General features: G+C 54.8%; 23 protein-coding genes. 7 read left to right on the forward strand and 16 right to left on the reverse strand.

Annotated elements, in window-relative coordinates:
- Positions 1-8 precede the first annotated feature (8 nt).
- On the forward strand, positions 9-905 hold the full coding sequence (locus VQ830_RS12930; protein WP_337268527.1) for a ribokinase: 897 nt from the start codon (positions 9-11) through the stop codon (positions 903-905).
- A gap of 8 nt (positions 906-913) precedes the next feature.
- Here VQ830_RS12930 and VQ830_RS12935 read toward each other — a convergent pair whose 3' ends face one another.
- The 11 genes from VQ830_RS12935 to VQ830_RS12985 all read right to left on the reverse strand — a co-directional run bounded on the left by VQ830_RS12935 (position 914) and on the right by VQ830_RS12985 (position 14,761).
- The gene (locus VQ830_RS12935; protein ID WP_337268528.1) at positions 914-1,687 is read right to left on the reverse strand and encodes a glutamine amidotransferase; all 774 of its coding nucleotides are present in this window, start codon (positions 1,685-1,687) and stop codon (positions 914-916) included.
- 26 nt (positions 1,688-1,713) lie between these two features.
- Positions 1,714-2,781 carry a phosphotriesterase family protein gene (locus VQ830_RS12940; RefSeq protein WP_337268529.1) on the reverse strand — a complete coding sequence of 356 codons (1,068 nt, stop codon included), beginning with the start codon at positions 2,779-2,781 and terminating at the stop codon, positions 1,714-1,716.
- Positions 2,782-2,785: 4 nt separating this feature from the next.
- Positions 2,786-3,790: an ABC transporter permease gene (locus VQ830_RS12945; protein ID WP_337268530.1), complete on the reverse strand. Its 1,005-nt coding sequence runs from the start codon at positions 3,788-3,790 to the stop codon at positions 2,786-2,788.
- Entirely contained in the window at positions 3,787-4,599 is an 813-nt protein-coding gene (locus VQ830_RS12950) for an ATP-binding cassette domain-containing protein (protein ID WP_337268531.1), read from the reverse strand. The genes VQ830_RS12945 and VQ830_RS12950 overlap by 4 nt, the downstream gene beginning before the upstream one ends.
- A complete protein-coding gene (locus VQ830_RS12955) occupies positions 4,596-5,543 on the reverse strand; it encodes an ABC transporter substrate-binding protein (protein ID WP_337268532.1) in 948 nt (315 codons plus the stop codon). Before VQ830_RS12955 ends, VQ830_RS12950 begins: the two co-directional genes overlap by 4 nt.
- Positions 5,544-5,579: 36 nt before the next feature.
- The gene (locus VQ830_RS12960; protein WP_337268533.1) at positions 5,580-6,605 is read right to left on the reverse strand and encodes a LacI family DNA-binding transcriptional regulator; all 1,026 of its coding nucleotides are present in this window, start codon (positions 6,603-6,605) and stop codon (positions 5,580-5,582) included.
- Positions 6,606-6,852: 247 nt separating this feature from the next.
- On the reverse strand, positions 6,853-9,990 hold the full coding sequence (locus tag VQ830_RS12965; RefSeq protein ID WP_337268534.1) for a multidrug efflux RND transporter permease subunit: 3,138 nt from the start codon (positions 9,988-9,990) through the stop codon (positions 6,853-6,855).
- Between the two features lie 4 nt (positions 9,991-9,994).
- Complete coding sequence (locus tag VQ830_RS12970; protein ID WP_337268535.1) at positions 9,995-11,197, reverse strand: efflux RND transporter periplasmic adaptor subunit; 1,203 nt, start codon at positions 11,195-11,197, stop codon at positions 9,995-9,997.
- Positions 11,198-11,232: 35 nt separating this feature from the next.
- A complete protein-coding gene (locus tag VQ830_RS12975; RefSeq protein WP_337268536.1) occupies positions 11,233-11,790 on the reverse strand; it encodes a TetR/AcrR family transcriptional regulator in 558 nt (185 codons plus the stop codon).
- Positions 11,791-12,275: 485 nt separating this feature from the next.
- The gene (curA, locus tag VQ830_RS12980; RefSeq protein ID WP_337268537.1) at positions 12,276-13,286 is read right to left on the reverse strand and encodes an NADPH-dependent curcumin/dihydrocurcumin reductase; all 1,011 of its coding nucleotides are present in this window, start codon (positions 13,284-13,286) and stop codon (positions 12,276-12,278) included.
- A gap of 155 nt (positions 13,287-13,441) precedes the next feature.
- Positions 13,442-14,761: an LLM class flavin-dependent oxidoreductase gene (locus VQ830_RS12985; protein ID WP_337268538.1), complete on the reverse strand. Its 1,320-nt coding sequence runs from the start codon at positions 14,759-14,761 to the stop codon at positions 13,442-13,444.
- 417 nt (positions 14,762-15,178) lie between these two features.
- On the opposite strand from VQ830_RS12985, the gene VQ830_RS12990 reads away from it, so the two are divergent.
- From VQ830_RS12990 to VQ830_RS13000, 3 genes are all read left to right on the forward strand, one after another.
- On the forward strand, positions 15,179-15,490 hold the full coding sequence (locus tag VQ830_RS12990) for a hypothetical protein (protein WP_337268539.1): 312 nt from the start codon (positions 15,179-15,181) through the stop codon (positions 15,488-15,490).
- Positions 15,491-15,988: 498 nt separating this feature from the next.
- Positions 15,989-17,716, forward strand: coding sequence for a methyl-accepting chemotaxis protein (locus VQ830_RS12995; RefSeq protein ID WP_337268540.1), 1,728 nt, complete (start codon positions 15,989-15,991; stop codon positions 17,714-17,716).
- Positions 17,713-18,588, forward strand: coding sequence for a TetR/AcrR family transcriptional regulator (locus VQ830_RS13000; protein ID WP_438617838.1), 876 nt, complete (start codon positions 17,713-17,715; stop codon positions 18,586-18,588). The genes VQ830_RS12995 and VQ830_RS13000 overlap by 4 nt, the downstream gene beginning before the upstream one ends.
- Before the next feature lie 54 nt (positions 18,589-18,642).
- Here VQ830_RS13000 and VQ830_RS13005 read toward each other — a convergent pair whose 3' ends face one another.
- The 3 genes from VQ830_RS13005 to VQ830_RS13015 all read right to left on the reverse strand — a co-directional run bounded on the left by VQ830_RS13005 (position 18,643) and on the right by VQ830_RS13015 (position 21,501).
- On the reverse strand, positions 18,643-19,050 hold the full coding sequence (locus VQ830_RS13005) for a hypothetical protein (RefSeq protein ID WP_337268542.1): 408 nt from the start codon (positions 19,048-19,050) through the stop codon (positions 18,643-18,645).
- 101 nt (positions 19,051-19,151) lie between these two features.
- Positions 19,152-20,378, reverse strand: a complete 1,227-nt coding sequence (locus tag VQ830_RS13010; protein ID WP_337268543.1) for a condensation domain-containing protein — start codon at positions 20,376-20,378, stop codon at positions 19,152-19,154.
- Between the two features lie 235 nt (positions 20,379-20,613).
- Complete coding sequence (locus tag VQ830_RS13015; protein WP_337268544.1) at positions 20,614-21,501, reverse strand: LysR substrate-binding domain-containing protein; 888 nt, start codon at positions 21,499-21,501, stop codon at positions 20,614-20,616.
- A 147-nt stretch (positions 21,502-21,648) separates the two neighbouring features.
- Here VQ830_RS13015 and VQ830_RS13020 point away from each other — a divergent pair, with 147 nt between their 5' ends.
- From VQ830_RS13020 to VQ830_RS13030, 3 genes are all read left to right on the forward strand, one after another.
- Positions 21,649-22,047, forward strand: a complete 399-nt coding sequence (locus tag VQ830_RS13020) for a tautomerase family protein (protein WP_337268545.1) — start codon at positions 21,649-21,651, stop codon at positions 22,045-22,047.
- A 166-nt stretch (positions 22,048-22,213) separates the two neighbouring features.
- A complete protein-coding gene (locus tag VQ830_RS13025) occupies positions 22,214-22,429 on the forward strand; it encodes an alpha/beta fold hydrolase (protein ID WP_337268546.1) in 216 nt (71 codons plus the stop codon).
- A 48-nt stretch (positions 22,430-22,477) separates the two neighbouring features.
- Positions 22,478-23,056, forward strand: coding sequence for a DUF4865 family protein (locus VQ830_RS13030; protein WP_337268547.1), 579 nt, complete (start codon positions 22,478-22,480; stop codon positions 23,054-23,056).
- A gap of 542 nt (positions 23,057-23,598) precedes the next feature.
- Here the strand turns inward: VQ830_RS13030 and VQ830_RS13035 are convergent.
- Both VQ830_RS13035 and VQ830_RS13040 read right to left on the reverse strand, forming a co-directional pair.
- Positions 23,599-24,363 carry a 2-keto-4-pentenoate hydratase gene (locus tag VQ830_RS13035; RefSeq protein ID WP_337268548.1) on the reverse strand — a complete coding sequence of 255 codons (765 nt, stop codon included), beginning with the start codon at positions 24,361-24,363 and terminating at the stop codon, positions 23,599-23,601.
- Positions 24,364-24,630: 267 nt separating this feature from the next.
- Positions 24,631-25,053 (reverse strand): DUF1330 domain-containing protein, encoded by a 423-nt coding sequence (locus VQ830_RS13040; RefSeq protein ID WP_337268549.1) that lies wholly within the window; start codon positions 25,051-25,053, stop codon positions 24,631-24,633.
- Positions 25,054-25,163: the final 110 nt, after the last annotated feature.

Raw genomic sequence — 25,163 nt, forward strand, 5'->3', positions numbered from 1 at the left:
AGTTATTCATGCGCGCCTACGTCATTGGCAATATCGCACTCGACGAGACATATTCAGTATCGAATTTGCCAGCGCCCGGCGCCTCCATTTTCGGCCATGAGAGCTCACGCGATCTTGGCGGAAAAGGATGCAATCAAGCGATGGTCATGGCTCGTACAGGCCTCTTTACTACGCTGACGGCAGCGATCGGAACCGACAATCGTGCGTCATCTATCCGTGATCGTCTTTCTCGTGAGCCTCTCAGAAAGGACCTCGTCGAGATCCAGGAAAAATCAAGCGATCTGTCCATCATCCTGACGACCCCGGATGGCGAAAACGCCATCATCACGACAACGAGCTGCGCAGAGGCGCTTCGGCCGGCAGACGCCGAACAAGCCCTTCACGCAGCGCAAGCAGGCGACCTTCTTGTGCTGCAAGGCAACCTTTCGCGCGAAGCAAGCCTTGCAGCGCTTCAGACCGCCCGCGACAAGGGCCTTCTGACAGCCTTCAATCCCTCTCCTTTACGGCCCTGGTTCTCGGAACTCTGGCCACTCGTGAATATCGTGTTTCTCAATCGCGGCGAACTGCTGTCCATCGCTGGATCAGGCAATGAGGCGGGGGCGCACCAACTCTTGTCCAAGGGCCCGCGCCATATTGTTCTAACCCTCGGCAAAGAAGGATCGCAGCTCGTCACGCTGCAAGACGCGATCCTTGTCCCTGCCGCCCCCGCGGAGGCCATTGATACGACCGGCGCCGGAGACTGCTTCATGGCCGTTGCCCTCGCCTCGGCGGCTCGAAGGGAAGTTTCGCTGGATGCCAGGGCCCTTTGCCACGCCGCTCAGGCTGCGGCGATGACCGTCAGCCGGAAAGGTACGCAGGCAGCCTTTCCGAGTGAACAGCAACTCGCCGCCATCCTTTCGGAGTAAAGCGGGGATTATCCCTGCTTTTCAGTCAGCCAGCCCAGGATGTTTTTCCAAAGCTTGCCATAGCCATCCCATTCGCAGAAGGCCGGCGACAGCCAGTGCGGGCCGATATCCGACGTCCAAGCCGCGGTTCTGCCCTTTCCGAACTCTCCCGTCACAAGAAGTGGATGACCACCATGCTCCTCCGGCAAGCGAGCCACTACCTCAACATCGTCTCGATCACGGACCTCAACTTCATTGACACCGAGCAGAAGCGGCCATGTGCCCGAGAGACCTGAAACGGTCGCATGGTCCGGCATCAGAATTTCGGCCGTCGATCCTTCTGGTATTTCGACACGGTCGTCCCAGGGAAGGCAGGTTACCGGAAGCGTATCTTCAACCGCCGTGCGCCGCCAACGTGCCTTTCCGTCGATCCCCTGGAACGAGAAATAGCCACCTACCATCAAAAGGCCTCCGCCTTTTTCGACCCATGCCTTCAAAAGCTTCAGGCGGTTCGGGACGGTCTTAGAGTGCAGCCAGACCGCCGGCGGCAAAAGCAAGGAATTTGCGCCGATGTCGGAGAGGATGATCGCGTCGTAGGCATCGAGCCCGGCCATATCGAATGGCAGTTTTTCGACCGCTTCGTGCGCCGGCATGTAGGTCAGCTCGTATTCGCTGCCCTTCAGCGCATTGACCAAAGGTTCGGCGCCCAGATGGAAGGTGACGCTGCCGAACTGATCAAAGCCCTTATAATGCGTTGCCGAGCTTACCCAGCTTTCGCCGACGAGAAGTACCTTTTTAGTCATATCAATAATCCAGTTCCAAACGTTATTCAGGTCTTCGCTTCGAAGACAGATCGCGGATTGTTCCGCATCAAGGTTGAAAGGGAGACGTCATCAAGGCCATGGCGCTTCAACCGCGGCAAGAAATGCCGCAGAATATAGGCATAGCCATTGCCCCCGTAGCGGGTGAGCATCATTTTGAGAAAGACGTCATGCGAAAGGAGAATTCTGTCGAGATGCCCCATCTCGATCAGACGGACTATGGCCCGCGCAGCCTCTTCGTCACTTGGGCATTGTACCTGCTGATCGGCGTAAAAGAAGTCCATGCCAATCATGTCATACTCGATAAAGGCACCGCGACTTGCAAGCTCTCCCTGATAGCCGAGATCCTCATGCGAGGGGTTCATGTGGCAAAGGATCGTGTGACGCAATTCAGCGCCCTCTTCTGCGACAATTTCCAAAACCTTGTGGCCCAAGCGGAACCATCCTGGCAGATGCACCATCAAGGGCAAGCCCGTCCTGACTTGCGCACGCGCCGCGCCGCGAAGAGACTTTTCCTCTTCGGACGTGAAGTCGGAAGAGACGCCGATTTCGCCGATCAAGCCGATCCTGACCCCGGTGCCATCGACCCCGTCTTTCGCCTCTCGCACGATCTCATCAGCGATCTGATCGACGCTCATTGCAGCAACCTTGTCCGGATGGGAGGAAGCAAGGTAGTACCCGGCCCCCATCACGATGTTGAGACCGGTGGCTTCTGAGATCCGGCGCAAGGCCAGCGGGTCGCGGCCGATCCCCTGGCAGGTCGGTTCAACGACGCTCTGGCCACCAGCTTTGGCAAAATCGCTTAACTCAGTGATTGCCAGCGGCTCATCGTCGAGTGCGATATTGTGCTTGTTGACGAATGGGTCCTGACGGAGCTCGCCAAGAATTTCCATGCATACAAAGCCATCCGCAAGATACTGCCGCTCTGGCGTCTTCGGCGCGTGCCACCAGCAACGACAATCGTTGAGGATGTGTTCGTGCATCAGTGTCGTGCCCAGCCGGTCCACCGGCACCGGACCGCGAACGGTCATGACCTTACCGGAGCGGACGTGACCTTCGGAAAGTTCGTCTGCCATGATCTCACCCCTTCCTTCGCGCGCCAAATCGGAAATTGGCGGTGAAGATCCTTGTGTTGAGCCAGATGGCGGCGAGGATGATGGCACCGGTGACGATTTGCGTGAAGAAGGGCGAAATATGCATGAGGATGAGGCCGTTGCCGATCACGGCGATCGTCATCGTGCCAAGGACCGTCCCCAAGATCGTACCACGACCGCCCATCAGCGACGTGCCTCCGAGAACCACCGCTGCGACGACCTGCAGTTCGAACCCAACGGCAGCATTTGATGAACCCGAACCAAGGCGCGCCGCGATCAATAGGCCAGCAATGGCGGATGCCACGCCCGCAACAAGGTAGACAGAGGCAAGTATCCACTTTGCCGGCATACCAACGCGGCGAGCCGCCTCGAGATTGGATCCTACAGCAACAATCCTTCTTCCATATCGTGTCGAGGAAATCACGAAGTAGCCCAGGAGCGTGATCAGAATGCCGATCAGCGCCGGCACCGGCATGCCCAACCAATCGCCGCGCCCGAGGAAGAAGAAGCCCGGCGCGTCCGGGATCGGAACAGAGTAACCCTGCGTGATGTATAGCGCTACGCCGCGCAGGATCGACAAGCCTGCCAGCGTGACGATGAAGGCGGGGATCCCCTGATAGGCGATGAACCAGCCTTGCAACAAACCGAGGACGCCTCCAAGCGCGAGCATGGCAACAGTAACAAGCGGCCATGGATAGCCAGCCGCCAGGGCAATTGCTCCAACAGCATTGATCAATGCCACCATTGATCCAACAGAAAGATCGATGCCGCCCGTAATGATCACCAGCGTCATGGCGATCGAGACAATGAGAATGGGTGCTGCTTGCCGCACGACATTCAGCAGATTGCCCGCCGTCAGAAAGGTGGTCGTGGTGACTGAGAAGAACACCATGCAAAGGATAAAGAAGACGGCAATCGACAGAACCTGGGCGTTTTCGGCAATGAAATCGGCCAAGGGCGATCCTTTGGCGCGTTCAGTGTAAACGGTCAATGACGTTGCCCTCCAACGATAAGTTTCACAAGATCTTCAAGGCTTGTATCGTTGATTTGCCTTTCGGCCACTTTGGTGCCCTCGTACATGACAGCGATCCGGTCGCAGACCCTGAACAGATCCTGCAAGCGGTGCGTGATGAGGATCACGGAAACGCCTTTGGCTTTAACCCGATTGATCAGCGAAAGAACGGCTTCGACTTCAGCAACAGCGAGCGCGGATGTCGGCTCATCCATGATCAGCACCTTGGGATTGAACGACGCTGCTCGCGCAATCGCGATCGCTTGACGCTGACCACCGGAAAGCTTTTCGACCTTCGCAGTTAGCCTAGGAATGCGGATCTCAAGCGAATCCAGCATCTTTCGCGCTTCCTGCAGCATGGTTTGCCGATCGAGAAATGGCCCCTTTGTGATCTCGCGCCCCAGGAAGAGGTTTCCGACCACATCAATATGATCGCAGAGGCTGAGATCCTGGAATACCATCTCGATATTGCGTTGCCGCGCATCGGCCGGTCCCGAAAAGCGAACGGTCTCGCCATCCATGGTGATGGTACCATCATCGGGAAGATAGGTGCCCGAGATTACCTTCGTCAACGTTGACTTGCCGGCGGCATTATCGCCCACGAGACCGAGACATTCGCCCGGAAAAATATCGAGATCCACGCCCCGCAAGGCCTGATGGGAGCCGAACGTCTTGCGAATATCGCGCAGCGAAATGCGCGGTTGACGCGCTGCGCCGGATGTTGGCCGGGAGAGTGTCTCTCCCCCGGCGCCGGCACCAGCAGATGAATGCTGTCCGCCTGACATCATTTGAAAATCGCCCGATAAGGTTCAACATTGGCTTTGGTCACGATTGTGACCGGCACAGCGATCTTCTTTTCGACGGTCCCACCATCCGACACAGTCTTGAGCGCCTTGACGGCAGCTGCGCCCATGGCAGCCGGATCTTGCTGAATGACGCCTGCAACGTACCCGGCATCGATGCCGGCGATAGCCTGTTTCGTCAGATCCCAACCAAAAACCTTGATATCTTTTTGCTTGCCTTGGCTCTCAACAGCAGCCACAGCGCCAAGCAAAGCCGGCTCGCCGGTTGCGTAGATTGCTGTCATGTCGGGATTGCCGGTAATGAGGTTTTCAGCCGCAGAAAGAGCCGTGTCTTGCACATTTTGACCATCAACGACACCAGCAGTCGTGATGCCGGACTTATCCTTGACGGTGTCTTCAAATCCCTTCTGGCGAACGTTCTGGATAAAGGAGTTCAGTGCGCCGACAACCCCGTATTTGGCAGAGCCTTTCATATCGGATTTGACGTAATCCAAGAAGAACTTGCCCATGTCTGCACCAGCCTTGGCATTGTCCACGCCAATCTGCGCCTTCTGTGGGCCGTCTGGCAGGATGGCGTCAATTGCAACGACGGGAATATTGGCAGCGGCAGCCTGCTTGACGGCCGGCATGATCCCGTTGACGTCGATAGCAACAACCGCAATCCCATCGACCTTTTGCTGAATGTAAGTTTCGATGGCGCTGTTCTGGGCGGCCGGGTCGTTATTTGCATTGAAGATAACAAGCTTTACGCCGGCTTCCTTGGCAGCCTTCTCAGCCCCGGAATTCATCTGATTGAAAAAGAGCGCCTGCTGGTTGATCTGCACGAGAGCGATCGTCTTTTCCGCTGCGCTAGCGATGCCGGCACAAAGCGCCGCGCTGCTGAAGACGGTTGCAGCGAGAGCTGCTGAAAAATATCTGCGTTTCATCATTGTTCTTTGTTCCTCTGTTGGTTGGGTCCGTTGCTTTTATGTCGTCGAAGGCGGCGCAACGGAGCTCCGCACTACGATTTCTACGGGCACCAGCTCCTCAGAGGGATATGGCGGCTCTGATGCCCAATCTGTTTCAAGAAGCAGTGACAGTGCGCGCCGGCCAATCGTGCGAACCGGCTGGTGGATGGCCGTCAAAGGCGGCGCGAACAAATGCAGCGGACCGACATCGTCGAAGCCGATGATCGATACATCCTCAGGCATGCGGATACCTTCGGCCTGCAACACTTCCACGAGACCGATCGCAATCTCGTCTGAACTTGCAAAAATTGCGGTTGCAGGCCGTCCTTCGGCCAGGAAGCGGCGAGCTGCAGTGCGGCCAAACTCGACAGTGTAATCGCCGCAATAGCGGAGAAGCGAAAACTCGCTGCCAAACCGTTGATGGAGGGCTTTCTGAAAACCGGTGAAGCGTCGTTGCGTACTGATCATGTCATCAGGACCACCGATATAAAGGGCTTTGCGATGACCAAAATCTGCCAGATGCTCGCCCGCCAGTCGTCCACCCTGCTCGTTATCGCAAAAAAGCTTGGGCACAGAAGCGCCTGGCACGTCTTCGTCAACCACGACCACTTTTCCCGTAGTGTTGATCAACTCCGCCAATTGATCCGTATCGGGATGGTTCGTCACGAACACCAGACCGTCAACATGATTGCGCGCAAGAAGGCGCAGGTATGAAAGCTCGCGGCCGGGACGGTTCAGCGTGGCGAAGAGCGATAGAGCAAGCCCACGCCGGTCAGCCTCTTCCTCAACAGCGGCGACCAAAGTTCCAAAGAACGGATTGGCGATGTCCGGGACAACGAGACCGATCGTATCGGAACGGCCGCGGCTGAGGCGCCTTGCATGCGGGTTAGGGATATAATTGAGATCGCGTATTGCCGCATAAATCCGCGCCTTTGTGTCAACAGGAAGCTCAAGCGAACCATTCAGAAGGCGCGATACGGTAGCGATCGACACACCTGCGGCCTGAGCAACATCTTTAAGGCTGGTAGCACGATTGTGCGCCATCGAAACCCCGTTCCAAGTTCCCTTTCGGCGGGCCTTAAGGCCTCTGTCCGCAATTAGTAAAACGCTTTAGTAAAGCGCTTTACAGAATCCTCAGATCAGAGGCGAAGTCAAGTGGGAATTTGTTTAATTTTTGATCATCCTCGTAAGCTGGCCATATTTCGATCAATTGGCGCTGGCAGCGCGTCCTGTCCATCTTCAAGGTTGGGAGGAAGAAGCCGGCCGGTTTTGCGGCCGGTTTCCTCTGACATCAGGCTGAGTGCGGGACGAAAATTGCCTGCTCATCGTCCTCAGCCGGTCGTTTGGTTCGCAAGACCCCAAGAACGAAGACAAAGAAGGCAGGCACGAAAAACACAGAAAGGATGGTCGCCGAAATCATGCCGCCGAGAACGCCAGTGCCAATTGCGTTCTGGCTGGCAGCGCTCGGGCCCGTCGCAATTGCCAACGGCACAACGCCAAGCGTGAAGGCAAGCGAGGTCATGATAATGGGACGGAACCTAAGCCGTGCTGCATCGAGCGCCGCCTCGAACAGCGACTTGCCTTCTGCATAGCCATCCTTAGCAAACTCGATAATCAAAATTGCATTTTTCGCCGACAAGCCGATGATGGCGATCAGGCCCACCTTGAAGTAAAGGTCGTTCGACATACCGGCAAACAGGACCGCGGCCACCGAACCGATGACGCCGAGAGGGACGACGAGCATCACCGACAGCGGGATCGACCAGCTTTCATAAAGACCGGCCAGAAGCAAGAAGACGAAGAGAATGCTAAGACCGAACAGAACTGGAGCTGTACTGCCGGACGCGATTTCTTCGAGCGATTGGCCTGACCATTCAAAGCCGAAGCCATTCGGTAGCTCGGACGCAAAACGCTCCATCTCGGCGATGGCCTCTCCAGAGGATACGCCAGGAAGAGGCGCGCCCGAGATGCGCACGGTCGGATAGCCGTTATAACCGACGATCTGGGGCGGCCCCTTCTGCCACTGCGCGATGGCAAAAGCCGAGAACGGAACCATGCCGCCACTTGCGTTGCGCACGTTGATCTTGAGGACGTCCTCTATCTGCATGCGCGATCGACCTTCCGCTTGAACGATCACCCGTTGCATCCGTCCCATGTTGGGATAATCGTTGATATAGGACGATCCGAGATTGGCAGTGATTGCATTGTTGATGTCGGCGAAATTTACGCCGAAGGTATTCGCCTTTTCACGATCAATCACGAAAACAACCTGAGCGGCATCTGGCAGGCCCTCGATACGAACGCCGGTCACGATTTTACTCTTGGTGGCCTTGGCCATCAGTTCGCTCGCGGCCTGACTGAGAGCTGCCTGACCATTGCCACCTCTGTCCTGCAGACGGAAAGAGAAGCCGCCTGTCGTTCCAAACCCGTCGATTGGCGGGGGAGAAAGTGCAAAAGACGTGGCATCCTTCAACCCGAAGAGCTGCATGTTGACACGCTGGGCGATCTCCTGGACCGAATTTCCCTTGCCGCGCTCTGACCAGTCTTTGAGCGTGACGAATGCAAGGCCCGCATTTGCCCCGTTGCCGGAAAAGCTGAAGCCTTGAAGAGCAACGACGTTGGCGACGGCTGGCTCTTTTGTGAAGATGGCCTCGATTTGCTTGATCGATGCAACCGTTCTGTTCGCACTTGCTTCCGGCGGACCCTGAATATCGACAATGAGATAGCCCTGATCTTCATCGGGAACAAAAGAGGTCGGCAAGCTCATGAAGAGATAGCCGAGACCGATCACCAACGAGAGATAGACGACCATCATACGACCAGCGCGTCGCGCAACGATACCAGCGGTTCTCGAATAAACTGATGTCAAGCCATCAAATTTGCGGTTGAACCAGCCGCCGATACCCTTCTTTTCATGATGTCCCTGTTTGATAGGCTTCAAGAATGTGGCGCACAACGCCGGCGTCAGCGACAGCGCCAGGAAAGCCGAAAACAAAATCGAGACGACCATTGTCAGAGAAAACTGACGGTAGATGATACCAGTTGAACCCGGGAAGAAGGCCATCGGGATAAAGACACAGGCGAGAACCAATGTGATCCCAAGAATAGCGCCGGTAATCTGCCCCATCGCCTTACGAGTTGCTGCCTTGGGCGAAAGGCCTTCTTCGGCCATGATCCGCTCGACGTTTTCGACAACGACAATAGCGTCGTCCACGAGAATGCCAATGGCCAGAACCATCGCGAACATGGTCAGAACGTTGATGGAAAAGCCAGTGGCGTACATGACGGCGCAGGTACCGAGAAGCGCGACTGGGACAACAATCGTCGGGATAAGGGTGTACCGGATGTTCTGAAGGAAGACGAACATCACGATAAACACGAGAACGACAGCCTCAATGAGCGTGTGAATGACCTTTTCGATTGAGGCGGACACGAACGGACTCGTGTCGTAGGGCACGGAATATTCGATGCCCTTCGGGAAGAGTTTGCTGAGTTCTTCCATCTTGTTTTTGACTTCGCCAGACACGGCAACGGCATTGCCGCTAGAAGAGAGCTGTACTGCAAGCGCCGCAGAAGGTTTGCCATTCAAGCGACTGGTGAAATTGTATGATTCAGCGCCAAGTTCTATGCGCGCAACGTCCCTGAGCCGGACGGTTGAGCCATCCGGATTTGCCCTCAAGATGATGTCCCCGAATTGTTCAGGCGTTGCAAGTTGCCCTTGGACAAGCACGGTTGCCGTCAGGTCTTGCGTCACAGGGTTTGGCTGAGCACCGATCTGCCCGGCAGCCACCTGTGCATTTTGTGCAGTGATGGCCGCATTGATATCGTCGGCGGTGATATTCAGACCGACCATCTTCTCGGGGTCGATCCACACACGCAAGGCGCGCTGCGCTGCAAATAGCTGCACCCGTCCGACGCCGTCGAGACGCCGCAACTCACCGATGATATTGCGATTGATATAGTCGCCAAGAGCAACATCGTCGCGGCTTCCATCGCTTGACGTCAGGGAAACGATCATCAAGAAGCCGGAACTTGCTTCTTCCACCGTGACACCCTGTGTGCGCACTGCTGCAGGAAGGCGCGCCTCTACGCGGCGAATGGCATTTTGCACGTCGACCGAAGCCTGTTTAATGTTGGTCCCGGCCGCAAAAGTCGCGTTGATGCTCACAGACCCTGAATTATCCGAGGTCGATTCGAAGTACATCAAACCTTCGACCCCGTTCAGTTCCTCTTCGATCTGACGGGTCACGCCCTGATAGATTTCCTGAGGAGATGCGCCGGGATAAGAGGTCGAGATACTAAGCTGTGGCGGCGCAACCTGGGGATACTGAGCGATCGGCAGGAAGGGGATGGCCAGCACGCCCGCAATGCAGATGAAGAGAGCGAAGACCCATGCGAGAATGGGCCTCTTGATGAACAAAAGAGCCATCGCTTTACTCCTTTGCCTGCGCTGGTGGTTGCGTGTGAGCCGCTTCGTTCAAGTTGCTCGCAGGTTGCCAAGGCTGCGGCGCGACGGCTTTGCCCGGCTCAACCTTCTGTACGCCATCAACAACAACGCTTTCGCCCTCCTTCAATCCATCTTCGACAACCCATTCGGCGCCTAGAGATTGACCAAGTTTCAACGGCCGTGGTTGAGCTTTGTTTTCTGCATCAAGCACATAAACCAGGGCGTTGCCGGTCTCATCGCGTGTGATGGCGCGCTGGGGGACGGTAAAGGCGTTTTGCCTTACCGCCTGCTCTATGCGCACCCGCACATACATCCCCGGGAGCAGATCTCCCCCTGGGTTTGGAAATTCGGCACGCAGCGTCACCTGCCCGGTATTGGAATCGACACTCGCATTCGCAAAAAGAAGCTTTCCCGGCTGGGCGTAGGTGGATCCGTTATCTAGAACGAGCTTGACGCTCGCTTGTCCTGGGGATGAGCTTGCGAGCTTGCCCTCCGCCACGGCTCTCTTCAAATCCAGCAACGCTTGGGCGGACTGGGTAAAGTCGGCATAGACGGGATCCACTTGCTGAATGAGCGCAAGGCTGGATGATCCTTCCGCTGTTACCAAGGCCCCTTCGGTAACGAGTGCACCACCGATGATACCGGAAATGGGCGCGCGGACGTCTGTATAGTTCAGATTGATCTTCGCCTCATCAAGCCCGGCTTGTGCCGCGGCGACGTCCGCGTCGGCCAGGGCGACGTTGACGGCGGCTGTATCGAGCTCAACGCCCGTTCCGACGTTTCGGTCTCTCAGCGCGCGCTGCCGCTCCAGTTGCTGGCGGGCGTTTGCCTGCACGGCCTTGGCGCGCTCGAGGGTGGCCTCCGCACTCGCGACGCGGACACGAAACAATTGCGGATCGATCCTGTAAAGAACATCGCCTGCCTTTACGACTGCGCCTTGCTCAAAAACCCGCTCCTGAAGAATTCCGGAGACGCGCGCTCTGACCTCGGATACGCGTGTCGCGGCGATACGGCCAGGAAGTTCGTTTACGACGGGCACGTTATGCGCCTTCATCACCAGCACACCAACGGGAGGCGCAGGAAGCGCTCCCTGATCTTCCAGGCCGAAAGAAGGAGAGTGAGCGGCCATCAATAAAGCTGCACTCACAGCACATATTGTCAAACGCGGCAAAAGCTTGCTGCTCGGCATTATGATATCCCTGATATTGAAAAAAGAAGGTCTTGTTACGAGCTTCTCTCGAATGAAAAATAGATCGAGCGAATGTCGTCTAAGAGTTGCTTGCGCTCCCCCTGCGGCCAGGATTGGAAGCCGAACAGCTCGGTGGCATAAAAGCCCATGAGCGCAAAATAGGCCATTCTCGCAGCCTCGTATCGAGGCCCGGCTGCCATGGCATCGAGATCCCTATTGGTCCAGTCCCGCATGAGTTTTTGCAGGTTTTCGTCGTTCGAAACAGAAGCAGTGATAGCTGTTGCGACGGCTCTGTCGGCATCCTCGATTTGCGCCTCGCAAGCTGCAATACGGCCAAAGAGTTCTGGATGAGGCGTGTCTTGGCTGGCCGAAATACACCCTTCGATGTGCTTCATGTCGCTTTTCACCTGACGGTCGACCAAAGCCTCAAGAAGAGCGCTTTTGGTCTTGTGGTCATACAAGACTGTTGACTTGCTGACGCCGGCCTCCTTGGCAACAGCGTCGATCGACAGGCCGCTTGCGCCTTCGCGCATTACGATCCGTACTGCTGCATCCAGTATCTCGTCCCTATCAATCGTCCGCGTTCTGCCCATGCCTATCTCCATTCGCCATTAAAATACGATCGTTCGGAAATTAATACAATAGAAAACCGAACGTTCGGATTTAAAAATTACTAGTTTGGTTCCAGCAATATTGGCGTGAGCGCGGCGAGTTGTAGCATCGGCCCGCCGGAAAAGTGCCAGTATGCTGAAATTGCGAAGAAATGTTGCGAGGCCACAGCCGCATGCTCCGACTGATCTTAATGTTGCCTGAGCGGCTATGATGGCGTGAACACAGGCAATCGATGACTCGACTCGGCTTAAATTAAAAATGCTTATTGGGAGACGTGGCCATCGTTTTGAAAGGGTCTGAACGGAATCCCACCCCCTGCACAGGACCCTTGCAAACGAACGAACGTGAGCCACTTCCGTTGGATGGTGAACCTAAGGCGGCCGGGATCACGATGTGGCTTTAACCGGCAGACCTATCACCATAGGCGGGGTCCAGGATGCAGGCCGATGCCAGCATAGCCTAGCCCTTAGGAGACCTTAACGACAAGCTTGCCGAAGTTCTTACCGGCCAACATGCCGATGAGTGCTTCCGGTGCCTGTTCGAGACCGTCGACGATATCCTCTTTATATTTGATCTTTCCATCAGCAACCAGGGGACCAACGTCTTGCAGAAATTCATCGAAGTGCTGCGCAAATTCGGTCTGAATGAAGCCGCGGACAGTAAGGCTGCGTCGCAAGATCGCTGACATGGTTGCCGGAAGCCGGTCTGTCTCGCCAAGCCCGCCGCCGTTGTAGTGCGCGACTAGTCCACAAACCGGGACACGTCCGAATTGGTTTAAGAGCGGCAAGACGGCATCCCAGACATGACCGCCGACATTCTCGAAATAGACGTCGATCCCATCTAGACAGGCATTTTGAAGGTCATGCGCAAGTTCTTTGGAGCGATGATCGATGACGGCGTCGAACCCGAGCTCGTCCTTCACGAAGGCGCATTTATCCGGTCCGCCTGCAATCCCAACGGCTCTTGCTCCCTGCAATCGCGCTAGCTGCCCGACCATGGATCCAACCGGCCCCGACGCCGCCGCAACGGCGACGGTTTCGCCCGATTTCGGATGTCCTATGAATTTCAGGCCGCTCCAAGCGGTGAAGCCTGGCATCCCAAGAACGCCGAGTGCCGTGGATACGGGCGCACCATGGGTATCAACAAGGCGCAGTAGATCTCCCTTTATGACAGCATGGGAGACCCAGCCGGTACGTCCCTTTACAATGTCGCCGGGAGAGAAATCATTGTGCCGGGACTTCATCACCTCGCACACCGTCTCGCCTTCCATGATACCTCCCACAGGTACCGGCGCTGCATAGGATTTGGCATCGCTCATTCGTCCGCGCATGTAAGGATCGAGCGACAGGTAGCGAACGCGAACCGTCACCTCGCCTTCCGCTGCTTCTGGCAAATCGATCTCGTCCATTGAGAAATTGGCCGCCGAAGGCTCCCCTAACGGACGGCTTGCGAGTAAGATGCGTCTTGCCTTGGTCATCTATCGTCTCCCTTTGGTTGAGGTCTCATCCAAGATGATGAATGGGCTTTCACGGCTTACCGACAACCCGCGCCAAACACTTTGCGCCAAAAGCCATGATTGCTGCGATACAATCACCTGCGTGTGCATGCTCAAAAGCACTTAATACAGCCAGTTCATGGAAAAAACCGGTTCTTTGGCCGCTTCAGACTAAGATGTTCGCGGAGCGTTGTCCCCTCATAATCCAGACGGAATAGACCGCGCCTCTGCAGTTCGGGGATGAGCTGTTGCGTAACGTCATCAAGACCTTGCGGCAAATAGGGAAACACGACCGTGAAGCCATCAGAAGCGCTTTCTGCAATCCAGGCCTCCATCTCATCGGCGATTGTTTGCGCCGTTCCCACAAAGGCAAGTCCCGCATATCCTCCGTAGCGTTGCGCAAGCTGACGAACGGTTAAGTTTTCGCTCTGCGCCAGCCGGATGGCCTGGGCTCTTCCTGTTTTGCTGGCGTTGGTATCCGGAATATCGGGTAAAGGCCCATCAGGATCGAATGTCGATGCGTCGTGACCGAGCGCAATGGAAAGGGAGGCAATGGCGCTGTCGTAATGAACGAGACTGTCAAGTTTCGCACGCTTGGCTCTAGCCTGCTCGACACTTTCACCAATGACAACCATTGCGGCCGGTAAGATCTTCAAATCATTGCGGTCGCGGCCAAAATCCGCCATGCGTCTTTTGATGTCGGCATAAAGTTCGCGAGCGAGCGCAATATCTCTCGGTGAACAAAAGACCAGTTCTGCAGTCTCAGCCGCAAGTTGCCGCCCGGCTTCAGACTGACCGGCTTGCACAATGACGGGCCAGCCCTGAACGGGGCGCGCAATATTGAGGGGACCGCGGACGCTCAACTCGTTTCCCTTATGGTCAAGAACGTGCATCTTGCTGACATCGAAATAGATGCCGCTCTCCTGATTACGGATGAACGCATCATCGGCAAAACTATCCCAGAGGCCCGTAACGGCATCATAGAACTCGCGCGCCCTCGCATAGCGTTCGCCGTGCTCCACATGCTCATCCAGACCAAAATTGCGAGCCGAGTCCGGATTGGAGGTCGTCACGATGTTCCAGCCCGCACGTCCGGCGCTAATGTGGTCGAGAGAGGCAAAGCGGCGCGCCACATGATAGGGTTCCTCGAAGGTGGTCGAGGCCGTTGCCACGAGCCCAATCTTTTCCGTGACAGACGCAAGTGCAGACAGAAGTGTGAAGGGTTCAAAGGACGTAACCGTGTGGCTGCGCGCAAGAGCATCGAGCGGCATGTTCAAGACGGCAAGATGATCAGCCATGAAGAAGGCATCAAATTTTGCTGCCTCAAGTTTGCGGATAAAAGACTTGATGTGATTGAAGTTGAAGTTGGCATCCGCATAGGCGCTGGGATAGCGCCAAGCGCCGGTGTGGAGACTTACAGGGCGCATAAATGCTGTTAGATGCATGGTCTGTGGCATTGATTTGTCTCCTGAAGAGCGGACAGTCCCAACCGTCGGATCCGCGCCGATCAATGTTCGGAAAGCCTGATGGTTCGGTCCAAGCGGTGAACGCTACGGTTATGTCCCATGGACGAATGTAGGCAAACGTAGACTTCGGTTTGAGTGAAGGTAAGCAATCTCGTTCTAGACAAAGAACCGACGGCAGAGGTTTGTCCTCAAGAAAGCTTCAAGCGCGGCACGTTTGTCTTTTCTGAAGATCGCAGTGATCACATGTGCTCGTAGCCGGGGTTCTCAGATCTCATCGGCAGTTCTTTTGGTTGTTCTCAACGCAAACTGACTTGTTTGACGCATGACGCTCGTCTGGGAAAAAAGCGCAGGACGGAACTTAAAGCCTGAAACGGTCGTTGTTTTAGCGAATGACCGTCAGGTGAGACAATGGCTGAAAGCTTCAAATACGTGCTCCTCATAGCCCTTAGCGGGATTTTTTTCGGAAGCTCTTTTGCGCCAGTTTACGCGTTCCGGATGCCTCCTGTTGAAGAGAGCCAGGATGGGCTGCAACAGCGCGCTGTCTCTGCCTTTTCAGGAGACCAGCAACAGGGTGGCTCGCAAGACGGCTCTATGCTGTCGGCAAATGAAGTCAAACACATTCAATGGTGTGCAGCCCGCTACACGTTCTCTTATGACCCTGTCCTGGATGTTTACACGAACGAACGCGGCAAGTCCTTCAAGTGCATCTCTCCTCGGTAAATCCATAGGACCAGGCTGAAGGTCGGCAGACGTTTCTCCAGAGCTGACGCGCAATTCCCACATTTGGTGTTTCTTAGGTGCCCGCTCCACAGCAAGATGCGATGATCATGTTAAGCTTCATGTGGATCCACAAAATATGTACCCGTCACGTTGAAATCTCTCATGATAAACGGCCTATTAATCGGAATTTAATTGCTCCATTCCATAAATAAAATGTGGGCTTTACTCGGAGTAAGTTTTCAAGATAGGGCATTGTTCGGCGCATACTGAGCTGGTTTCATCATTGACATCCAGGGAATGGATGGTCGCTGCTTTTAAACTCGCATCAGAAGAAGCAGGCTTTAAGATTTTTTGATAAAGCCTAGACAAGTTTCACGTTTTTAGCGTTTGACCGAACCCGATCCAATCAACTTTCTTTCGATCCAAAGTGACGTGGGCGCGTTTTCGCTCAGGGCTTAGTCCACTGCATGACGACTTCCTGACAAAGTGGATTATCAAATGTCACGTTTTTCCGCATTCGGATCAGATTCCAAGGCAGTCCTTGAGGCAATTGGCCGTTCGCAAGCCATCATTGAGTTCGATCTGCACGGCAATATCCTGAGCGCAAATAAAAATTTCTGCCAAGCAGTTGGCTATGAAGAAAAAGAAATCATCGGCAAACATCACCGAATTTTCTGCGAAGCGGATTATGTGTCATCCAGCGAGTACAAAACGTTCTGGGCAAAGCTTGGAGAGGGCCATCCCAACCAGGGTCAGTTCAGACGACTGACGAAAAGCGGTCAGGAGATTTGGATCGAAGCCTCTTACAATCCCGTCCTGCGGCGCGGAAAGCCTTACAAGGTCATCAAGATCGCAACCAACATCACAGCCGCCAAGCAAAAGAGCGCTGAAGATGACGGTAAATTGCTAGCTCTCTCGCGCGCCCAGGCTGTCATTGAGTTTACGCCCGAGGGGCAGATCCTCAACGCGAACGAGAATTTCCTGTCTGTGCTTGGGTATTCCGCAGAAGAGATCATCGGCAAGCATCATTCCATGTTTTGTGAACCGGCCTACGCGAAATCAGCAGAATATGCTGGCTTCTGGCAAAAGCTGAAGGCTGGTCAGTTTTTTACCGATCAGTTTCTACGCATCGGCAAAAACAATAAGCGCATTTATATACAAGCCTCATACAACCCTATCTTTGATGATAAGGGCCGGGTCTTTAAAGTCGTGAAATTCGCGCTTGATGTGACGGACCGAATGTTTGCGGTCGAGGAACTAGGCGCCGCGTTGAACAGGCTCTCACAGTGCAACATCCGCATTACTCTTGATCATCCTTTCGTTGGTGAATTCGAGCGTCTTCGTAGTGATTATAACCTGGCGATTGCAGAGTTTCAGAAAACACTCGTGAGCGTTCTCGGCCAAACGAGCGATTTGACGCGCAGCAGCGAAGACATGCGTGAAGCTTCGCTTCAGCTCTCCAATCGATCGCAACAGCAGGCGGCCGCGTTGGAGGAAACCTCTGCGGCACTCGATCAAATTACCGCCACTGTGCGATCGTCGACTGAAAACACGCAACAGACGCGCAAACTTGTGCAGACCGCTCGTGCCTCCACGACCACCTCGACCGAGGTCGTTGCAGAAACGGTCGATGCGATGCGGCAGATCGAAGCGGCATCGGCCGAGATCAACCAGATTATCGGCGTGATCGACGAAATCGCCTTCCAGACCAATTTGCTGGCGCTGAATGCCGGTGTAGAGGCGGCACGTGCTGGCGAGGCAGGTAAAGGCTTTGCTGTTGTGGCTCAGGAGGTTCGCGAACTTGCTCAGCGATCCGCAAAGGCAGCAAAAGAGATCAAGTCCTTGATCAACAACTCCAGCGACAAGGTGCTTGATGGCGTTCGACTTGTCGGACGAACCGGAGAGGCTTTGAAAGACATCCAGGAACTGGTCAAAGCAATCGATGCCAATGTCGACGCAATCGCGACGGCAGCGCAGGAGCAATCAACCGGGCTCCTGCAGATCAACAAGTCGGTCAACGAGCTCGATCGCATGACGCAGGAAAACGCGGCGATGAGCGACAGGACGACGGAAATCAGTAAAGCCTTGCAAGAGGGTGCCGACTCGTTGACCAGACTGGTCGATCTTTTCAAGCTCAATCGCCGCTCGGTCCAACGAGATGGCAGTTCATCTCCGCAAGGCCAACGGTCGACCACACGTCTCGATACCACCATCCGGGCTGCATGATATTGAGCATCGCTAGCGGCAACCGCGCGGGACTTCGGGCCGCGCGGTTGCCGCTGTGTGATTTTTCGCCAACGCTGTCTCCATACCCCTCAAATAGACACGCCTCTGTTAATGTGACCGCGAGCGAGATCGCGGCCGAGGTGGGTGTTACCGAACGAACGTTCTTTCGCCACTTCTCCGAAAAACGCGAAGTGCTGTTCGAGGGGCAGGTGGTGCTTTTGGAGGCGCTGACGAATTCAATCGCCGAAGCCCCAACAGAAATGTCACCGATCGATACGCTCTTCCGGGCCTTCCGCTCTGTTGCCGGCNCGTTCTTTCGCCACTTCTCCGAAAAACGCGAAGTGCTGTTCGAGGGGCAGGTGGTGCTTTTGGAGGCGCTGACGAATTCAATCGCCGAAGCCCCAACAGAAATGTCACCGATCGATACGCTCTTCCGGGCCTTCCGCTCTGTTGCCGGCCTGCTGGAAAGCAACCGCGCCTTCTCAACACCGCGCCAGCAGGTCATTTCAAAGACGCCGGCGCTTCAAGAGCACGAGCCCACCAAATTGGCTTTTATTGCCGATGAGTTGGCTAATAGGCTTAGAGCGCGTGGCGTCTCAGGTCTCGAAGCGGATCTGGCGGCCCGCGCCGGGATAGCCGCATTCGCTCATGCCACCATTTCGTGGATCGAGAACGACGAGTTGACCCTGATCGAGCGCATTAATCGCGCCGAGCAGGCGCTGCGGAGCCTCTTCTGGGATAGCTCCTTTCACGCCGCACCATTGATGCTTCCAGGTACGTTCGACCATCTTGGTCTTTTTGCCCATGTCCCTCGGCTGGCTCTGTGGAAAGAGACCCTCATAAAACGACTACCAGACGGTTGGAGTTGCTGAAATAGCCGCAAAGACTGGTTAACTTCCGGTAGCCCAACCGTGATTGTGGTGGATCTATCTCTGGGGAGATATGCCGTCCGGAAGTGAAGATTCCGGGCAAAACCGAAATTTGGTTTTCGCTCTGCCTTGGATAAGTTGGAACGTGGTCATATCAGCGATGATAATCGTCTGACGTTCGCTCACGCGTTTTGCAGGACCAGCTCCGGCATCGAGACAAGATTGATCGACCGTATATCTGTCTCCGTCTTTTGAGATGATGCGAGCGCGGCACGCTCTGCTGTGAGGATCGCTTATTCCCCTGCCATCGTAGGCCCGGATAGCAGCATTGGGGGCAGATCGACAATCGCTGCCGTCTTGTACATAGATCCCTTCTTTTAGAGGATAGACATAAGCCTTAGTCGTTTCCGCGTCAGCAGTTGCAAAGCAACCCGCCATAAACAGCATCATGATGGATTGGGCCATAGAAGAGCCCGTCAATGGCATCTTATGCATCGCGTTGATTCACCACTCTTTCGAAGTCCGTGATTGAATGAATTGCTATGCTAAATGTGCCGAGCCTCACATCAATTCTCCGCAGCGTGAGTTAAAAGAACACTCTTCGTAAGCGAAAGCAGGCTTGGGATCGGGGCATAGCTTACGTTGGACAAGCGAAGAACGCCATTGACCGTCGCAGCAGAAACGGTTTGACCATATGGACGACTGATCACATGCGGGGTCAACATTTTCAAGGTAAAGCTCGTATAATTGGTACGTATGGGAACGATGCCGTAGTTGGTTACCATCAGGTCCCATGGAGGAAGGAGCGCCAGACACTCCTGTGATGCCACCTCGAACTTCATGACCTCGCGGAGATGTTCAAACATCCCGCTTGCCTGCTCCAAGGTCCGTTGAATGATAATCTCCTCTCGGACTTGGCGAGCGATATCCCAGAAATGCTTCCCAGCAGACGCATCAAATTGTCCGAGTGCGAAGGTAATGAACAGTCCAAAATAATCCGGCACATGGACCAAACTTCTGTTATCGACCGGGCTTACGTAATTGACAGGTTCACTTTTCCATTGTGCAGAAAGAGTTGCTCCCGCCACAAGAAGGGCAGCCGTCAGTGCGCCATGGACTGTGGTGCCGTTAGCTTTGGCCCTTGCTGAGATTGCTGAAACGTCGCTAGGCTCAAGGGTCGCATGCTCGACAGAAAGTTCTGCCGCATGAGAAATACGCGAGTTCATGGCCGATTGAGCCTCTGTGACATCCTCATCACGAGACATGTAATCGTCATTTGGCGAAATGCCGACATATTCGTCGTGGGAATGAATAAATCCTGGCCTCGTCCTCGGTGTTTCCCCCGAAGCAGCTGTTAGCAGATCTTCAATCAGCATCGAAACGCCAAGACCGTCCAAGATGGTATGATCAACGGATACGATGACGTCGGTCTTGCCTTCATGAATGAAAACTGCCAACCGCCATAATCGATTTATATCAACGAACGGCGTCTCCAACTCATCCTTGATAAAGCTCGTGAGATCTGTGTCATCAGGCAATATCCTTGCCTCGATTTCGTTTGGCTCATTCGACAATCGAAAATAGGGACGCCTCGATCCCTCTTTCTGAATTTCTGTCCGGAGAGCCGGGTTAGTCTTCGTGACCTCCCTGATCGCCGTGGCCCAACGAGACTTCGGAACCTCGCCATCCAGTTGGGCAGCCACAACGACAGTGTGTGAGCGCGCTGCCTTCGAGAGATGAAAGAATTCTTCTAAGCCCCCGAGCGGGCGAAGGACTGCGTTATTATTCTGCATATCGGATCCGCTTCCCGTGACATGTGCTGGAAAGAAGTGAAAGTCTTCAGCCTCTCAAGTTGCGAACTTGTTACGTCAGGGTATGCATTGCGTTGCAGTCGTAATGGCAGCTACTTTTCCGACTCCTTTTCAAGATGCAAAGACGCTTTTGGCGGCAATACAATCTTTGTGGCACTAGCTCGCCAGGGGCTGTAAAGCAGCAAGCCCAAGAACAAACAGGCGACTCCAGCGCTCGTCACAGAACTTTCTGCCCCTGAATTGTTTCAAGCAAGATGTCGGTCAATCGAGAGACTGCTACCGGCGGCTCTGCCTCTGCATGATGAAGCGCCAGCGGAACGGTCGGCAATTCCGGCAGACCGCTGGAACGCGTGTCGATCACCGCAAGATTGGCGGGCATTGAGAAGACGGTGCGAGCTGTAATCCCCAGTTTGCCTTCCGCTGCGGCCCAAAGTCCTGCGAGACTGGGGCTCGTAAAAACCAGTCTCCATGGCAGCCCTGCCCGATCAAGGGCTGACACCGCCGCCGAGCGGAAGGCACAAGGGGGCTCAAACGCGGCAAGCGGGATTGGCTCGCCCCTCAGGCTCTCAAGGCCCTTCCAGCCTGCTGGACCGATCCAGCGTATGGGATATTCACCGATCGTGCGGGAATATGGTGTCCCCGCTGCGGCCCCCCAGACAAGCGCGATGTCAAGTTCGCCTTTGATCGTTTTCTCGATCATCGGAACGCTTCGATCAACCTGAACCTCGACCCGCACTTTCGGATGTGCCCTTGAAAACTTGTTCAAGACCGCCGGCAACCAATTTTCCGCAAAATCTTGTGGCAATCCAAGCCGCACCCAACCCTCCACATCCGCGATACGAATACGGTCGATGGCCTCATCGTTTAGTTCGAGAATGCGTTTGGCATAGCTCAGCATGCTTTCGCCGGCCGTCGTCAAAGCAAGCCCCCTTCCTGACTTCCGCAACAAGGGCTGCCCGACCTGCTCCTCCAGCTTTTTCAGCTGCGTGCTCACCGCCGATTGCGAGCGCCCCAACCGTTCAGAGGCCCGGGCAAAACTGCCGAGCTCGAACCCGGTCACAAAGGTGCGCAGAACATCCATATCCAGATTTGTTTTGCTTGTCATAGTTCGAAATTTCCAAAGTGAAAGTTTTAAAGTTTCAATTTTTCGAAAGTAATTTGGCTTGGTAGAAAAGGATCGTCAAGAGCAACAAAGCTTTCACCCTCACCAACAAGAGGTGGTGCGACGCGAAAGCCAACTTGGAGCATAACAATGCCGCTCATTCGAATTTCGCTGATCAAAGGAAAATCACGGGAGCATATCCGTGCGATCGTCGATGGCATCCATGCAGGCTTGATGGAAGCTTATGGCGCGCCAGCCGATGACAAGTTTCATCTGATCCATCAGCATGAGCGCGAGGACTTCATCTATAATGAAAACTACCTTGGCGTGAGACGAACCGACGATCTCGTCATAATTCACATCGTCGCCGGAAATTGGCGCGATACGACAAAGAAGAAGGCCCTCTACAAGGCGATCACAGAACGGCTTGTCGCCAATCCGGCTCTTCGCCCTGAAGACGTTCTCGTCGTTCTGTCGTCCAACGCTCGCGATGAGTGGAGTTTTGGAAACGGCCTTGCCTCCTATGAAAAGAACAACGCCGGGCAATAGGGCTTCGCGCTGAGGAGAGAACGGTTGACGCCTCGTCCAGGGTCGAGGTCGCCCCCAGAAATGACGGGAGGCGCTGCAGCAGTTTGCAGCAGCGAGCATATTTTTTCGTAGGAGACGTCCATGTCAGAGATTAGACACACCCTCATCCCCGAGCATGCAGATATCCGTGGTTGAGGTGCCAGCCTGCTTCATTTCAGGCGTGGCAGACTGGGGTGCCTATCGCAAACCCGGCGCGCTGGAGCGGATGCGCATCTCCGTGTGCGAAAACCTAGAAAACGTCCATTTCGTCGAAGGCGCCGGTCACTGGGTTCAGCAGGAGCAATCCGACCGTTTCGCCAAGACGGTTCTGAGCTTCCTTCGATCAACGGACAGTCATCAATAACGCTCCGACCAGAACGCTCGGTCTCACATTCTCCAAAGGAGATAGGCAATGCTTGCAATGCAATATAGCTTCACGCTACCGGCCGATTACGACATGGATATCGTTAGACGCCGAATTGCCGAAAAGGGCAGCTTTACAGACGGCTTCGGGCACCTTGCACTAAAAGCCTATTTGATAGCTGAAAGGAATGATCCGGAAGTCGCAGCGCAGGACAACCTTTACGCGCCATTTTACGTTTGGGAAAATTCACTTGGGTTGAACAACTTTGTGTGCGGACCAGGCTTTGCAAGCGTTTCTAGCGCCTTCGGCCGACCGCAGGTCGCCACTTGGGTCCCCTTGGCATCAGAAATCTCGAGAGATCTTACCAAGGCCCGTTTTGCTAGCCGTGAAGTCTTGAAGATTGGGCCTGGTACTGACCTCTCTGCATTCCGCAAGCGATTGACAAAGCTTGCAAGAGATGAGGTTGAAGACGGTGTTACGCTTTCTTCAGTCGTTGCCTTTGATCCAACTTGCTGGAGTGCCGTTCATTTCCGTCTCCTGGCGCCCACCCCCAACGTAAAGATGGCCAATATGTTGTTCTATCGGGTCCAACACGTCTCGGTCTCTGATTCAACGCGCTACAGGTGACCGCTTTAATCGATGCGAGGCGGGTTCGCGAAGCGTCTTCCAGAAGAGCTCTACTACCCCGCAGTTTCAGTTCACCAATCTCAACCTCATTCACATCAAAAGCATTCCCAAATGGGCTTTCAGAGAACTGCCTCAAAAGGCGCAATTGGGACCAAAGGACGCAGCATGACGTGGGTCTGGATGGCTGACATTTGTAGCAAGACTTTCCTATACCCCAGATCCTCCCGTGACGCGCCGCTATGCCGATCTATTGGCGGCCGACGATCAGGAAGTCCGGCTCGATGCCTGCGTCCGGTTTATCGAAACACAGTGGTAGCATGAAGTACTCGTGCGGTATGCGCGGGCTCACCATTACGGCTTATTTATTCGCGGAAAAGAAAGTGTCCCGCTAGCTGTAATTGGACTTTTCGAGGAAGGCGAAGCGGTTTGCGTTCTTTCGGGCCGGAGGGCAACGGACGCGCTTCTTCTTTTTCTGATTTCAATGACGAAAGGCTTCTTTTGTGGGCGCATAAATCAAGGTCTCGATCAACGTAATTTTGGTTTTAGGAGAAAACGCATTCGACTTGGCCGAGTGGGCCGAAGTCAGCGGCAAGATGTTGCCCAGGCAAGACCTGAAGGATTGTGGTGCAAGAGCCTGTCGCCACGACATCATTTGCCTCCAGTCGTTTTCCGGTCGCCCGGAGCTCTTTTGCCAACCAGACGAGTGCCGACAAAGGGTTCCCCATCACGGAGCTGGAGTTTCCGGAAACGACGGTCCTTTTGAAAAGAAAGGCGGTGAGGTCAATATCAGTGAGATCGTCGGCAGCCGCATAATATTCACCGCAAATGGTAGCGACATGCAGACCGAAATCAGCGATCGCTGCATGATCGCCAGAATAGATATGTCTGCTCCGCCGACCGATAATTCCAATTGCCGGGCGACAGCCAAGGATTGACGCAGCCGCACTCTCGAGCGTGATCGGCTCTCCCTCGTCAGGAAAGGGCCTCAGCATCGTGAAAACAAATTCGCACTGTGCGCCGATCGCTCCTGCAGGAAGTCGGAACTGCTGCACTCCCGCCAAAAGCGCGAAGGCCGGGATTTCCGAGTAGATCGGCTTGTCGAGGCCGAGCGTACGGCGGGAAGCCTCGCTTGTTCCGACGAGTGCATAGCCCTTGCGTTCGAAGCCGAGTGCGTCCTGCGCTGTCGACTGGATATAATAAGCTTCTTCCTCAGATGTGATCAGGTTTAACGGCAGATCACAAAGATCGCCCCGTCGCCGGCTCTTTGCCAGCATGTCGGCGGTCGCGTCATTGAGCTGAAAATACATCTTCGCGCTCCATTTATCCAAGAGATGACATCGCTAACCTGCAAAATGATCGTGATCGCGTAGCGTTTCCATGTGTCGCCGCCGATGAAGAAATCAAAATCTCATAGGAAAATTGAGCGGGTGGTCATCGCCGCAGTTGGCCAAGAAAACGAGAATATGCAGATGGTGATACTGGGCGCGCAGCGATAAGCCAGCTCTGGTCGCTCTTATAGAAAGGCTCACGCAAAGCATCGAACGAGCGGCTCTAAACTCCGCCCGAATTGTTGCTTAAGATAGCATCTCCGCGTTCCGAAGTCGATCGACATCAGAGGATCCCGCTTCTTGCAGGTTGTCAAACAGCTTGACAGGTTGCAGCATGATGTCTGCCAGTGCGCTTTCTCCGACCTTAAAAGCCCGCTGATATTCGGGATCGCCGATCATGGCTTTGAATGCGGATCTCTCTGGATATTCAACCAAAAGCACAGCATCCCAACCATCCTTCTCGCCTAGCGTCAACAGGGCCAAAGCGTCACCGCCCAACAGGATCTTCGCCCCAAACCTTGCTAGAATAGGCTTGGCCAGATCGAGATAGTCAAAATACCGCGCCCGGCCACCGTCGGGCTGGAAACGAAGAAGATTGACCATTATGATCGGCGACGTGTCCTTATCGCTCAAAAAAGCGTCGAGGGCGACAGGTGATAATGAAACCATGCGTTCTTCCTTCCATTCGTACCAATGATGCAGGTGCCCTCTTCATAGACCGCACGAGTGTCAGAAAACGGCAGGAGGGGCATCAGAGGCCGCGGGGGTACAATGGGAAA

It is taken from the genome of Oryzifoliimicrobium ureilyticum, from assembly GCF_037199735.1.
Taxonomy (GTDB): Bacteria; Pseudomonadota; Alphaproteobacteria; order Rhizobiales; family Rhizobiaceae; genus Rhizobium; species Rhizobium ureilyticus.

What these genes read in the sequence shown, in the direction of transcription:
- VQ830_RS13030 (WP_337268547.1), top strand. Translation starts at nt 22,478, where the DNA reads ATGCTTGCAATGCAATATAGCTTCACGCTACCGGCCGATTACGACATG.
- VQ830_RS12940 (WP_337268529.1), bottom strand. Translation starts at nt 2,781, where the DNA reads ATGGCAGACGAACTTTCCGAAGGTCACGTCCGCTCCGGTAAGGTCATG.
- VQ830_RS12990 (WP_337268539.1), top strand. Translation starts at nt 15,179, where the DNA reads ATGGCTGAAAGCTTCAAATACGTGCTCCTCATAGCCCTTAGCGGGATT.
- VQ830_RS13035 (WP_337268548.1), bottom strand. Translation starts at nt 24,363, where the DNA reads ATGTATTTTCAGCTCAATGACGCGACCGCCGACATGCTGGCAAAGAGC.
- curA (WP_337268537.1), bottom strand. Translation starts at nt 13,286, where the DNA reads ATGACCAAGGCAAGACGCATCTTACTCGCAAGCCGTCCGTTAGGGGAG.
- VQ830_RS12955 (WP_337268532.1), bottom strand. Translation starts at nt 5,543, where the DNA reads ATGATGAAACGCAGATATTTTTCAGCAGCTCTCGCTGCAACCGTCTTC.
- VQ830_RS12970 (WP_337268535.1), bottom strand. Translation starts at nt 11,197, where the DNA reads ATGCCGAGCAGCAAGCTTTTGCCGCGTTTGACAATATGTGCTGTGAGT.
- VQ830_RS12960 (WP_337268533.1), bottom strand. Translation starts at nt 6,605, where the DNA reads ATGGCGCACAATCGTGCTACCAGCCTTAAAGATGTTGCTCAGGCCGCA.
- VQ830_RS12950 (WP_337268531.1), bottom strand. Translation starts at nt 4,599, where the DNA reads ATGATGTCAGGCGGACAGCATTCATCTGCTGGTGCCGGCGCCGGGGGA.
- VQ830_RS13040 (WP_337268549.1), bottom strand. Translation starts at nt 25,053, where the DNA reads ATGGTTTCATTATCACCTGTCGCCCTCGACGCTTTTTTGAGCGATAAG.
- VQ830_RS12935 (WP_337268528.1), bottom strand. Translation starts at nt 1,687, where the DNA reads ATGACTAAAAAGGTACTTCTCGTCGGCGAAAGCTGGGTAAGCTCGGCA.
- VQ830_RS12985 (WP_337268538.1), bottom strand. Translation starts at nt 14,761, where the DNA reads ATGCCACAGACCATGCATCTAACAGCATTTATGCGCCCTGTAAGTCTC.
- VQ830_RS13005 (WP_337268542.1), bottom strand. Translation starts at nt 19,050, where the DNA reads ATGGCCCAATCCATCATGATGCTGTTTATGGCGGGTTGCTTTGCAACT.
- VQ830_RS12975 (WP_337268536.1), bottom strand. Translation starts at nt 11,790, where the DNA reads ATGGGCAGAACGCGGACGATTGATAGGGACGAGATACTGGATGCAGCA.
- VQ830_RS12930 (WP_337268527.1), top strand. Translation starts at nt 9, where the DNA reads ATGCGCGCCTACGTCATTGGCAATATCGCACTCGACGAGACATATTCA.
- VQ830_RS13015 (WP_337268544.1), bottom strand. Translation starts at nt 21,501, where the DNA reads ATGACAAGCAAAACAAATCTGGATATGGATGTTCTGCGCACCTTTGTG.
- VQ830_RS13020 (WP_337268545.1), top strand. Translation starts at nt 21,649, where the DNA reads ATGCCGCTCATTCGAATTTCGCTGATCAAAGGAAAATCACGGGAGCAT.
- VQ830_RS12965 (WP_337268534.1), bottom strand. Translation starts at nt 9,990, where the DNA reads ATGGCTCTTTTGTTCATCAAGAGGCCCATTCTCGCATGGGTCTTCGCT.
- VQ830_RS12995 (WP_337268540.1), top strand. Translation starts at nt 15,989, where the DNA reads ATGTCACGTTTTTCCGCATTCGGATCAGATTCCAAGGCAGTCCTTGAG.
- VQ830_RS13010 (WP_337268543.1), bottom strand. Translation starts at nt 20,378, where the DNA reads ATGCAGAATAATAACGCAGTCCTTCGCCCGCTCGGGGGCTTAGAAGAA.